General features: G+C 68.2%; 8 protein-coding genes and 1 pseudogene. 5 read left to right on the plus strand and 4 right to left on the minus strand.

What is annotated here, in order from left to right:
- Positions 1-108: 108 nt before the first annotated feature.
- Positions 109-607: pseudogene (locus ACTWM8_RS18395) on the minus strand (DUF7008 domain-containing protein).
- A gap of 224 nt (positions 608-831) precedes the next feature.
- On the opposite strand from ACTWM8_RS18395, the gene ACTWM8_RS18400 reads away from it, so the two are divergent.
- From ACTWM8_RS18400 to ACTWM8_RS18420, 5 genes are all read left to right on the plus strand, one after another.
- Positions 832-1500, plus strand: a complete 669-nt coding sequence (locus ACTWM8_RS18400; protein ID WP_446210107.1) for a hypothetical protein — start codon at positions 832-834, stop codon at positions 1498-1500.
- Positions 1497-1646: a hypothetical protein gene (locus ACTWM8_RS18405; RefSeq protein WP_446210108.1), complete on the plus strand. Its 150-nt coding sequence runs from the start codon at positions 1497-1499 to the stop codon at positions 1644-1646. The genes ACTWM8_RS18400 and ACTWM8_RS18405 overlap by 4 nt, the downstream gene beginning before the upstream one ends.
- A 40-nt stretch (positions 1647-1686) precedes the next feature.
- On the plus strand, positions 1687-1986 hold the full coding sequence (locus tag ACTWM8_RS18410; protein ID WP_446210109.1) for a hypothetical protein: 300 nt from the start codon (positions 1687-1689) through the stop codon (positions 1984-1986).
- Complete coding sequence (locus ACTWM8_RS18415) at positions 1986-2309, plus strand: uracil-DNA glycosylase family protein (protein WP_446214592.1); 324 nt, start codon at positions 1986-1988, stop codon at positions 2307-2309. The genes ACTWM8_RS18410 and ACTWM8_RS18415 overlap by 1 nt, the downstream gene beginning before the upstream one ends.
- Positions 2310-2376: 67 nt before the next feature.
- Positions 2377-2577: a hypothetical protein gene (locus ACTWM8_RS18420; protein ID WP_446210110.1), complete on the plus strand. Its 201-nt coding sequence runs from the start codon at positions 2377-2379 to the stop codon at positions 2575-2577.
- A 342-nt stretch (positions 2578-2919) separates the two neighbouring features.
- Here the strand turns inward: ACTWM8_RS18420 and ACTWM8_RS18425 are convergent, their stop codons facing one another.
- The 3 genes from ACTWM8_RS18425 to ACTWM8_RS18435 all read right to left on the minus strand — a co-directional run bounded on the left by ACTWM8_RS18425 (position 2920) and on the right by ACTWM8_RS18435 (position 12655).
- Positions 2920-5067 (minus strand): MBL fold metallo-hydrolase, encoded by a 2148-nt coding sequence (locus tag ACTWM8_RS18425; RefSeq protein WP_446210111.1) that lies wholly within the window; start codon positions 5065-5067, stop codon positions 2920-2922.
- Positions 5064-11252: a hypothetical protein gene (locus tag ACTWM8_RS18430; RefSeq protein WP_446210112.1), complete on the minus strand. Its 6189-nt coding sequence runs from the start codon at positions 11250-11252 to the stop codon at positions 5064-5066. The genes ACTWM8_RS18425 and ACTWM8_RS18430 overlap by 4 nt, the downstream gene beginning before the upstream one ends.
- Before the next feature lie 212 nt (positions 11253-11464).
- On the minus strand, positions 11465-12655 hold the full coding sequence (locus ACTWM8_RS18435) for a hypothetical protein (protein WP_446210113.1): 1191 nt from the start codon (positions 12653-12655) through the stop codon (positions 11465-11467).
- Positions 12656-12747: the final 92 nt, after the last annotated feature.

Below are 12747 nucleotides of genomic sequence, written 5' to 3' on the forward strand. Positions count from 1 at the left end.
ACATAGGATGCGCGGCAGTCGAATGTTGCGGTTGATCTGCCACAAAGGACGAGTACCGCACGCCGCAGGTGGCACGCCATGAAGGCCCGCTGCGGCTCACCACTCCCCCTATGCCTTGGGCTTGCGGCCGGGGGTGGCCTTCGGCGGGCGCCACGAGGTCAGCGCCTCATCGGTGAGGTGCAGCCGGTTGGTGGTCTCGGCGAGCAAGCCGGCGTAGATGTCCGCCGGCGAGGCACCCCATTCCGCGTCGAACTCGCCGTGCCACTGGCGTACCCAGGGCAGGATCTCGCGCAACCCCGCGACCAACGGCAGCAGCCGGGGCGGCCCAGCCGTCCTCGTGCTCGCGAGCGAGGATCAGGGTGGCCAGGGCTTGGGCCTGCTCGCGGTGGCCCCAGCCCGCCCAGCCGACCAGCAGCGACGGGTCACCGTCACGGCTGGCACCCGGGTACGAGACGAACCGCTCCTTGGGCACGTCCAGCTTGCCCCGGTGCCGCCAGAAGCTGCCCTTGAGGAAGTCCGCCGAGGTGTACTTCGGCGGCACTGGGATGTCCTTGCGGAACTCCCGCTTCGCCGCCTCGTCGGGCAGCGCGCTCTCCGGCCGCCGCATCGCCAGATCGCCCAAGCCATCACGAGCGCCGTGCGCGCCGACATGAATGTCATCGTTCGCGGCGGGGCTGGGCGCGCAACACGCCGGTCGAGGCGCGTCGCAGCGGTGGAGATGAGGCCGACGGCCTCCAGCGGCCTGCAAGGTTTGCACCTTTTGCCGACAAGCGACAGCCCATGGCAGCACGGACACTAGAAGGACGGTTGCAGCGAAGTTACCGCCGAGTGATGGCGGCGGACCTGTCGGCGCTCCCCGAGGACGAGTGCACGCTGTTCAATGCGCTGCCCACCGACGGGTCCTCAGTCAGCAACCCGTCCCTGCGCCAGTACCTGCAGTGGAACAGAAACCGGTACTTCCTGGCGCGTGACGGGCTCGTTGACAAGGGGCTGGTGACCCGGGGCCGCGGCCGCGGCGGAGTGGTCCGCCGCTCACAACGCGAAACCACGGCGGCTGGCCACGTGGTCGCCCCCGAGGGCGGCACGCCGGACATCGCGACCATGGAAGCAGCCATCACCAACGAGCCGGCCCTGTACGAGCCGATGCGCGCCGTGATCGAGCGTGACTGGGCTCAGGAGCATCGGCAGCACCTGCTCGCCGTGGAGATCACCGCCTTCGGTGGCAGCCGCCCGACGGGCATCTGGTCCCGGCCCGACATCACCACCGTCGAGGTACGGACCTTCGAGTACGTGCCGGGAAAGCACCTGGACGTCAACACCTTCGAGATCAAATCTCCGGACGCGGTCAACGTCCAAGCCGTCTACGAGGCGCTGCACACCGTCGTGCGGCGACGCGGGCGTACGTGCTGTTCTACATCCCTCCCGAGAAGGCGGCAGCGCTCAAGCCGGATGTCGAGGACGTCGCCGCAGCCGCCCGGATGCACGGCATCGGGGTGGTGACGGCAGGCGACCCGTGCAACTACGACACCTGGGAAGAACTCGAAGAGGCCCACCGGACCGTGCCTGACCCGGAGAAACTCAAGGACTTCATCGGGGAGCAGCTCAGCGAGCGGACCCGCATCCTGATCTCGCGACGACTGCGTTGAGCCTCTTGGTTTCGTCGCACGGCTCACGCACGATGCGCTGATGGACCTCTCCCTCGCTTCTCGGGCCAACCGGGACCCCGAGATCGTCAAGACGGAGCTCGCTCGTCTTCACGAGCCGCACATCGCGCCGATCACCGATCTCGTCGAGGAGATTCGCAAGGAGCGAGGCCAGCAGGGCGTGCCGTACGTTGACCCGACGCTGGGCGGGGTTCAAGCCCAGGTGCTCTTTCTCCTGGAGACGCCCGCTCGGGCCGCGGCGCTCGGTAGCGCGATGCTCTCACCCGACAACGACGACTGGCCGCCGCACACGTGTGGGAGTTCTACCGCGAGTCCGGACTGATGCGGGGGCGCTGCGTGCACTGGAACGCTGTCCCATGGTTCATGGGCGACGAGAAGAAGAACAAGAACGCCACGCGATCGGACATCGAGCCGGGTTTGCCCTGGCTGGCCCGGTTCATTGCCCTGCTGCCCGACCTCAAGCTGGTGGTGACGATGGGAGGGATCGCCCGCCAAGCCTTCGCGCTCTACCTGCTACGCGAGGACGCCCACCTGGTCCCGTGGCTGGCCGTCGCCCATCCGAGCCCACGCGTCCGCAACACCAACCCGCTGCTCTGGCAGGACATCCCACGAGCGTTCCCCATCGCGGCGCGGCTGACCGCCTGAGCAACAGGCCCGGCACTCGCCTTCTATCGGCAGCAGGATCAGGGAACGACCAGAATCAGGAGCAGTTGTGCCTCGCACCCGGCGAACCATCACCGTTCAGCTCGACCCGAGCATCTCCGACGAGGACTATGCCAAGCTGGCCAACGTGATTTGGTTGGTGGCCACCATGAGCGACAGCTTCCATGGCGTCCAACAGGACGACAAGGCGAACCGCGACTACCTCAACGACTGGTATGACGACGACGGACGCAGCGCCCGCTGGAGCTGACTGGGGGCAAGCAGCACCCCGCCCTTTCTGGACTTCGCACGTCAGCCGTCGCGCGGGGACCAGGGCTGACGTTGTGATGAGCGGGGTCAGCCCACGACGATCCCCGTCGTGGGCCTCCCCGTCCACACCCACGTCTCGAGTGCGTGCCGGTCGATCAGCGTGATGTTGAGCCGCCGCCATTTGGATGCCAAGGGCGTCCCGCCACCTCCGATCGGAAAGAGTGTGTGACGATGGTGTCTGCCGAGATCAACCACCAACCGCGCAAACCACGGTTGGAAGAACCTCCGAGATGTTTACCTAACTCGTCGAGGCAAGGGCTTCTACCGGCTGATCCTGCCCAGGTCAAGACTGCCAACGGTCGGTGGCAACGACCTGATGACCGCGACGAGTAAGGTGGTCGCCGAACTCCCGTTGCGGCCCGGGCAAACCATGGACCAGCATCACCTGGGTTGCTGCGACATCGTCGGTGATGGAGGCCAGTCCTTTCCGGTCGGCGTGCGCGGACAGACCGAATTTCGCTACCCGCGCTTTGACCTCGATGTCCTGCGAATCGAGCGCGAAGGTCGAGTTGAGGCCTTCAGCCAGATGGAGCAGGGCCGCCCCGGGCGACTCCTCGTCCTGGTGACCGGCGAGCAACAGGGCAGAACTCGGATCAGGCAGGATTGATCGAGCCCATTGGACTGCGGGGCCGGCGGTGAGCATCCCAGACGTCGTGACAATGACGCCCCGTCGGAATGACGTGATGAGCTGACGGCGTTGATCTGGCGGCACTTCTCGGACCTGGTCCCCGTAGATCTGCAGTGGGCGTTGCCCACCGGAGGTCTGCTGCTCATAGATGCGGGTGATCTGCTTGGCCATGCCATCGAGGAATACCGGGACGTCGGGCAGACGGTTGCGCAGCGTCATGGCCACCTCCTGCGCCCGGCCCAGCGCGAATGCCGGCACAAGCACCCGCCCACCGGAGGTGACCGTCTCGAGCACCGTGGCGAGAAAGCTCTCCACCTCCACGTCCCGGTGGGACCGCCGCTGACAGTACGTGGACTCGATGACAAGCAGGTCTGATCCCCGAGCGGACTGGGGAACAACGAGGCCCGGCACCGTTGCCTGAGCAAGGTCGGACACATCGCCCGTCACCGTGACGCGGGTCGAGCCAGCCGCAACCACGACACCGGCCGCGCCGAGAATGTGGCCTGCCGGGAAGAGTTCGATGGTGACGCCATCGGCGACCTCAACAACTCTGCCGCACGGGATTGACCGGAGACGGTGCTGGGCGGCGACGACGTCGGTCTGACCGTACGGCGGTGTCGGGGCCGACTGGCTGTACGGCAAACGCTCACGGGCGGCTCGATCGAACACCTTGACTGAGTCCGCCCACATCGTGGGCAACAACGCCGCGGTCTCTGGCGTGCAGAACACGGACAGGTCGGCAAATTCGGCAGTCAGCGCCGGCACGTATCCGGCGTGGTCGTTGTGGGCATGCGTCACCACGATCGCGTCGAGGTGACCGCAACGCGCGATGTCGATATCCGGCGGCCCAGCGCGATCGAGCGGCTGTCTGGGGCGCATGCCGGCGTCGACGAGGATACGCACGTCGCCAACCTCGACGAGCATGCACGAGCCACCGATCTCGGTGCCGCCGCCCAGTGGGGTGAGCGACATCTCCCGCTGACGGGTGGTCGCCGACCGAACAGGCACCGGCTGCACAGGCGACCGGATCACGTCCAGCACGTTGAGGAACGCCTCAACCGTGATGCCGGCGTCGGCCAGCGCCGCGCTCAGGCTGTTGAGGCGCGGATCGAGGGTCGATGTGTCAGCAGACTCGCCTGCCAGCTGCATCTCCCGTTCCCTGGGGTCGGCGTCCGGCGACACGACCGCATCCATCGGCCGCAACGCGCTGGCGAGGAGTTCGGCGGCGCGCACCACATCCGTCGCGAGGGTGGCCGAGCGTTGGCGCTCAGCGGCGAGCTCCGCGCGCAATGATTCGATGACCGCAAGCGCCTCGTCCCGGTCGGTGGTGGCCGCGCTCAGCTCCTGGAGGGCGGCGTCGCGCTCCCGAACAGCCCAGTCGACCTGCCCGCGGGCCCGGTCGCGAGCCGTACGTGCCTCGGCCAGATCCCGTGCCGCCCGCCCCGCGCGGCGCTCCTCCACGCTCGCCGCCGGCTTGGGGATGCGCTGAGCTCTCGTCACGGACCGTCTGCCCCTTGACGGCTCCTGACCGAGAATCGTGGCAGCTGTCTCGGCAACTGCCTCATCCGGGTCGACGAGCTGTCGCACCAGGGCGACGTCACCGGCGAGTTCGGTCTTGTACCGCTGCGCCAGCTCGGCGCGCAGCGGAGCGAACCGGGCTATGAACAGGAGTGTCTGCGCGACGTTCGCGGAGGCGAACCGGGCCACGTCGATGTCCTGCCCCGCATACGGAGGGGACTGGAGAATGACTCGTGCCGCCTCACTGACCAGGACGTCGAGGAGTTGCCGCGGCGCCTTCGTCATCCCTGCGCGGTCCTCGTGGCGGCGGCCATCACCGGCTCGACGAGCAGTTGACCGTCCTCCGTGTTGCTCACGAGCAGCCCCAGGGTACGCATCACCTCGACGACGTCCAACGCCGACTGGTAACCCGCTTCTTGAAGGCGGGGTGAGGCAAGCCATTCGCTTCCGGCCTCGCCCGAATCACCGTGCATGGCCAGGTAGTCGGCAACGGTGTCGGCGTCGGCGCGATCGGCACCGAACTCGGTGACCAGGAATCGCCACGCCTCCCGCAGCACCCTGTCGGAGCGCACCCCGGAAGACACAACGAGCGCCTCGGCGTTGGCCGGGTCGGCCAGTTGAGCGCGCAGCTGCCTGAGTGGATCATGACGCGTGTAGGCGTCCTGGTCTCGGGAGAGGTCCTCGACGACCTTGTTGACATTGATCGGCCAACCACCCGTCACCGCGAGCAGTTCGCTTCGGGATGCGTCGTCCTGGAACGGCAAGGTGGTGTCGGTGAGCCACAGTCGCAGATCTGTGCGGTCATACCGGCGCAGACCCGTGATCCCCGAGGATGCATCGGACTCACGTGCCGCGACGGGCCACAGGGGCGCCTGCGCGGGCGAGGTCACCAGAACGATCCCGAGTGAGCCGCCGGAGTGCGCGGCGATCAGCTCCCGTGCCGTCCGCCAAGCGTCATGGGCGCTGTCGAGCGATGCTGTCGTCAGATCAACGAGTACCACGGCGTGTCCCCCGGCCGCCCGTAGTGTTGCTCGCTGGCAGGCGGTGCGCAGAGAGGCCGCCGTCGCCTCTCGGATGTGGCTGCGACGGCTGCCGGACGCAGCGTTGTCGTTCTCAGCCTTCAACGCGCTGATGCAGCGCTCCACGGTCAGCGCCGCAGACCCGGCGATCAAACGGACCTTGCTGCGGGCCGCGAGCAGGTCCGCGATCTGCTGTGAGTTCAGTGGGGCGCGCGTCGCACTCCTGCCGAAAGCCGGCCGCATCAAACTGCCGTCGAAGCTCTCCGGGAGCGGCGTGGACTCCGCCTGTTCCAGGAACTCGTCAACCTCGTCACGGGATCCGAGCAGGTCCAGCACGTTCGGCGTCCGCAGGCGGTAAGCACCATTGGCGTACGCCAGGACCCCCAGGTCGACACACTCGTCGAGCAGCGCCCGGAACTCGCCGGTGCGGACGTCTTCGGCAGCGAAGCCCTTGGGCCACCACTGCTCGCACTCGGAGCGCAGCTGGGCAGGGGTCAGGGAGGCTGCGGCACCGTGAGCGTGCGCGTGGAACGCGACACTGTAGGCGATGATCTTGTATCGCGGGTCGAGGTTGAGGGTCCAGTCGAATCGCTTCCGGAACGAGTTGCGCAGGGAGCTGTCAGCCCAGACCGCTTCCACGTCGTCCCGCGTCACCTTCTGAGGCGGGGCGCCGGCGGGCAGCGGCGTACGCCGCAGGTCACGCAGCAATTGTGCCCCGAACAGCTGGATCAGTGCCGGCTGGTTGTTCGCAAGCGCCAGGACGCGCGAGGCGTCGTCGTGGTTGACGAACTGGTAGCCGAGGGCTTGCAGGGGCCGGCTGAGCAGGTCGTAGGCGGGCTGAGGCGCGAGAGGTCCGACGCAGACCGGGTCGCCGAAGTGCGCGAGCGGATGGTTGGCGAGCCGTTCGAACCGAGCCGTCTGATGCAGCCCCGCGAACACCACCTTCACCGCCCGCCCGGTCACCTCCATCAGTTCCTTGAAGTGCGTGACGTGCGTGAAACGGCCGTCAGTGGCATCGGCGTCGAGGAACGAGTCCGACTCGTCCAGCAGCACCAGCAGCTGTCGCCCGGACCTGCCGGATATCCATCTGGCGACGTGCTGGGTGAGGACTGGAGCGACATCGCCGGACGGGATGTCCCGGGGGACGATGCCCTTGTCCGCCAGTTGCGGCCAGAGGGCGGTCCACACCGCGTCGACCGGGTTCGCCTGCCCGACGCGGTAGATGGATTGATAGACGGCGTGCCGAACTTCTCCGTCGTCGAACTCGCGGGCGGCAGCCCGCAGCAGCGCCGACTTGCCCAGTTGGCGCCCCCCGTAGACGATGCAGGAACCCATCATGTCCACGACCTTGTCGCGCTCCTCGGCGCGCCCGTAGAACATCTCCTGTGGCACCAGACCGGCGACGTCCGGCGTGAACGGCGTCGCGGACGTGAACGGCAGTGTGATCGCCATGGTGATGTCGCGGCCGGGCTCCGGCTGCGCGACGAGATACGCGAACGCGGCCTCGTCCACGACGGCAGTCACCGGGAGTTTGCGGCCGTTGCGGAACTCGTGTGCCAACTCGCGACGCGCCGTCAGGTCGAGCGCACCGAAGTACAGCACGACGACCGAGTGGTCGGCTGGTTCAGCTCGCAGCAACTCGACCAGTTCCGGCGCCGTCGGTGAACGCCACACCGCGAGCACTCGAAGGCTGTTGCCGGACGGGCTGATCGCGCTACCGAAGGCGGGGATCAAGGCCCGTCCCGCGGTGGCTCGGACTCCACTCAAGTGCATCCAGGAGGATCGGCCGTAGGCCTGGCCGCGCCGGGTGCTCGGCGTGTCGGCGATGTCGACGAAAAAGCCGAGTTGCTCCAGAACCGCCTTGACGTTGCCGAGCTTGGCGTCCAATGATTTCGACTCGGACAGAGCGGTCCACTGCCCTATCCGACTGGCCGCGTTCTTGAGCCGGCCGTTCTGGGACAGGTCGATCCTCGCGGCGGTCAGAGCCTCGGCGAGTGCTCCTTCGGCCGGGTTCCGACCGTCGTCCATGGCCCGCCGCAACTCGACCAGGGGTGAGGTTCGCGCGTTGCCGGAGGACCTGGCGAACAAAGTAGGGAACGTTGGGTAGAACAGGTGCAGGTGCTGGGCGTCGTCGCGCGGTCCTGGCAGGCTCCGTCCGCTGCGAACGGTCTCCAGGTATTCGTTGGCGGTGGTCAGGTCACCCTCGTTGATGCGGCCGGCGATGCGGGAGTGCACTCCCTCGGCCAGCGTGTGCCCTTCGAGCTGCTGCCGCGCCGAGGCGATAGCCGCGTGGACCACCTCCGCCCGCTCCTGTTCGAGCTCTGCGACGTCTTGGAGCATGACGTCGAAGTCCCGTCGCAGCCCCCGCGCTCCCGTGGTGTACGCACGGGCACGCGCCGAGAGATCTGCCCACTGGTCAGCCGTCATCCGCCCGAACCGCCGGTCGGAGTCGATGGATCCGGCCAGCTTCGCGACGCGTGCGTCGAGCTGCTCCGTGGACTCGATGACAGCGCGGTCCCGGGCAGCCGAGAGCCGCTGGGCCAGTTGCGGGTCGGACGGGCGTAGAGCGTCGATGAGGACCTGTGTTCCGACCTGGTCGTGCCGTGAGGCGCGCCGGTCAAACACCTCGGTCCAACCAGCGGCTCCCCGCTGGAGGGCCTCAACGGCAGCGGCGACGTCGCCGACCGTGACCTCACGGGCCGGCTCGAGCGTCGCCGTGAGCGGAAGGTCCGGGGCCAACGCGAGCGCGCTCCCGATGAGGCGGTCGGCCGGCACCTCCGCCCCGCTGAGGGTGATGGACCCGTCGAGGAGCGCGAGCGACTCGGTCAACAACGCCAGCCCGGTCTCGATGGCGGCGTCCCTGATCACGTCTCCAGACCTGGCTCGCGCCCGCAGCTGCTCGACGGCCTGGCTGCGGACCCCATTGACCCGCACCCTCAGGTCGGCCATCGGATCAGCCATCCAGGTGCCGGCTGCCGTCTCGGTCAGGCTCTCGGTTGCTTCGACCCAGCGGGTGAGCAGGTCGGTGACGTCATTGGTCCAGTCGAGGATCTTGTCCCGTGCGCGCGCCTCAATTCCACGGTTGCGTTTCCCGGCGGCAACGCGGCGGGTGTCCCGGTCGAGGGCAGCCGACAGACTCGATTTCGAACGCAGCTCGCGGACCCGATCCCGCACGAGGTTCACCTGTTCAGGGCTCCGGGACCCATCGGCCACGGCCGTCAGGGGCGCGCCGAGGTAACCGTTGGGAGCCATCCACGCCTGCCACAGTTCGGTGGCCGCCTGATATCGGATCGTTCGCGAGGGCGCGGACTGGAGCATGGCGCGGGCCTCACGAGCGAGCGACTCGTGGATCTGCTCGGCCTCGGCGGCTTCCGCGATGGCGTCGGTACTGCGCGCGGTCAGGTAGGCGCCGTTGTAGATGGCCCCGAGCAGCGCCTCGGTGAGTTCCTCGACGGCGGGACCGGACTTCACGATGCTGTTGGTCAGGTCGCGCAGTGGTCCGGCCGCACCCGCGGTCGGCGACAGCAGTCCCGCACGGACCGAGGCAGCATAGACCAGCATCTGGATGTCGTGGCGATCGCGGAGCGCAGCGGCATCGAGCTGACGCACGGTATCGGCGAAGGCAGCGGCATTGGCTCCGGCCGACGTCCGCATCGCGGCTGCGTACGCGACGAGCCGGTGTGCGGCGATGATCGGTGCCGGTGCGTCGAGCGCCGTCAGCAGCCAGGAAGCGAGTGCGAGGTGCCGGTCGCGCAGCAGTGACGCGTACAGGACGTCAGCCTCCCCCTCCGGAACTGACTCGCCCCTGTCGTTCGAGTCGGTGTCGACACCAGCGTCTGCGCCTGCAACGACCTCCAGGGGTGCCATGCGCTCAGGGGTGGAGTCGACGCCGGCCGGAGCAGGCACTGTCAGATTGAGCCCGGCGATGACCTCCTCGAGGCTTGTCGCGTCCGGCTCATCCGGCTCATCCACAGGCTCATGAACCGGAGGCGGCGAAAGGTCGAATGGCGGCGGATCCGGCGGCGACTCGTCCTGTTCGGGTCCGTGCTCGTCGGCCTCGTCGTCGCGGTGTCCGTCGACTTCCTGGCTCTTGTCACTGAACGTCAGCGCGCCCGACATCGCGACCATGACCAGGACGGACAGATGGGGAAGTGCGGTCTGGACGATTCGTGCCTGCTCGGCGCTGCCCGCTGGATCGCTCCGCCCGATCTCGATCGCGCTGACCAGTGCGTCGAGACCAGCCAGGACAGCGCTGTCGGTGTCAGCGTCGACCGTCGAAGCGAGATGAGAGGCCTGAGCAGCCTCGGCGCTCGCGTACTCCGGCGCGCTGAGCGAGGTGAGCCGACGAATCCGGGTCAGCAGATCCTGCGTCGACGCCGCCGCGAGTCTGTCGTCGAGGCGCGTCCGCGCCTCCTCGAGGGTGACCGGAACAGCGCCGCCGGTGATGGCAACCACCTGCTCGAAGAGGGCCTTGATGGTCTGCGCAAGCCGGACGATGCGATCGAGTCCAGCATCCGGCGGCACCGCACCGGCTTCGAGCGCCTGCACCAGCGCCGGAAGGTCGTCACGCCGAACGTCCTCCAGTTCGGCTTCGACGGCATCACACTGCTCGGCCGTGACGGTCAGCTCTTCCGGTGGCGCCGCGACCTCGTCACCGGGGACACTCGGGCTCGACGGGTCGCCCTCCGGGAAGTCAACCTCGTCGGCTTCGTCCGTCGACACCGACACATCCGGCGCGGTCAGGTCCAAGTCACCGTCCCACTGCAGTACGGCCGCGACATCAATGAGACGGCTGAGCGGCGCGGGTTGCTCCGGCAACAGCGGAAGGCGTTGCCGGACCTGCTGCCACCCCTTGACCAGCAGCTGTCGCTGGGCATCACTCCAGGCCGCCGGCGGTTCGGCGATGAGCCAGCCCAACGCTGCGACCGAGCCCGCATGTCCAGTGCTCACCATGGACGACCAGATGGCGGCGCGTACCCTCGCGGTCGATCCGAATTGTCCGCTGTCGAGCAAGGGATGCCGGATCTCGGCATCGCTCAGGAACCCCAGCTGGGACGGCTCTGCTTCCAGCAGCCCGGCGAGTTCCCTCTCGGTCAGCTCGGCGGTGAGCGCGGTGGCGCCAACCCCATGGAGCAGCGCATTGTGAAGAGCGTTCGCCGCGTCATACTCGTTCGCACGTGCCAGCCAGGTCCGCATTGACTGCGCCACCACAGTCATGGGCGCACCGAGACGCACCTTCAACATGCGCTGAAGGTGCGGCAACCCCGGCCCGGAGAGCCGACGGAGTTCGGCAGCGAGTTCGTCCGTCCGGAGGTCGCTCGCCGCCGACTTCGCCAGGTGGGCGCGACGGAACTCCCGCACCTCACCCTCGCTGAGCGACTGGTGCGCTCCGGTGTCCTCGTCCGTGCGCTCGTCGAAGGCGTGATCACCTTGGCCCGAGGTCGTCAGCAAGGCCTCTCCTCGTCCGCGCCGAACAGGCAACAAATGTCCAGCCCCGGCGCGGCAGGTGCGCTGCGCGGGAGATATGTGAAGACACCTTTGCACTTCCCGACATGACGGTCCACCCCGGAGGCGAACAAGATCGCGCGCGACCAGGTTCCGATCATGGAATTGGTCCGTTCGGCGCTGATGCCCTGGCCTTACGGCTGCGGCGAGGCCTTCGGTCAGCCGGCAACCACGCCGAGCGCCTCCGTCCATCTCCGCTCGTCGTCGCCGGGCAGGAGGATGACGCCGCTGTCGCCGCAGACGTCCCGCCATGTCGGGTCGCTGCACGTCGACACCAGCAAGGCCGCCGTAACCGGCACGCCGCGCGCCGCCAAGCGGTGCCGGTACTCGAGAACCTGGCCGAGGCCGAGTCGAAGTTGCTCGACCTGGTTGCCGGCATACACGCTCTTAACCTCGGCGATGAACTGCCGTCCGTCGGCGTTCCGCCACGCCAGGTCGACGTTCACTCCGGCGAGACCGGCGCCGGCCCGGACACCCGACGCGGCCAGGTGGGCGATCAGCGAGCGGCAGAGCCGGTCGTGGTCGCCGACGCCGGCCCGGTAGGCGTCCGCGTCGAACGACCGCTGCGCTGGCAGGTCGGCGGTCACCGTCGCACCGGTGTACGGCCGGTCAAAACCCACCTCAGCGTCCGACGCTTCCTGGGAGCCGTCGGTGGGCATGTACTCGGACGCCCGCCATGCCCGTCCCACGATCTCCGGCCGGTAGCGGCCCTCGAAGGAGTACGGCCCCGCCGCCACCCAACAGCTCAGCAGCCGCAGACCGGCTATGACCGGCGGCTGCCGCAACAGCCAGCGAGCGGTGTCGAGGTCGGGACAGCGCAGGAGGAGCTTCTCGTCGGCGAGGGTCTTCGTACCGTCCTCCAGCACCTCGACGCCGCGCCGCCCCCACTCTTCGAGGTCTGCCGCACCGGTCTCCATGGCGAGGCCGACGGGTGCCGCGTGCACGCGCAGCCAGACGGCCTCACCGGACTCGTACAGGCCGAGGATCTCCAGCACCCCGACCGTCAGGCGCAGCACACTGGAAGAGACGTCGTCCAACTGGGACAGGATCCAGTACCTGCCCGCCGTGTCCGCCGCCTCCGGCACCACTGTCCGCGCCACCCAGCCGGCCAGCGCCCATGCCTGGCGTCCCGACTCGTCCAGGCCGCTCGACCAGTCGCCGTCGAAATCGACCGGCGGCGGGTCCAGTGGCGCCGGAGCAGAGTCGGCGAAGACCCAGGCGGCCAGATCCGCGGGTGCGACGAGCTGCCAGAGTCGTGACCGACGGGACGCCAGCATCTCCGTCACCTCGTCGATGTCGGCCTCGGTCCACCAGGTTGTGCCGGGCCCCGCCTCAGTCAATTCGGACACGGTTCCTACTCCCAACTCGTTTTGTCAACGGGCGCGGTGATGCCGCCGCACGTACGTGTAGGCCTCGGGTAGCGCCCGGTCCACGATCTCGG

It is taken from the genome of Micromonospora sp. IBSANI012 (assembly GCF_052814045.1).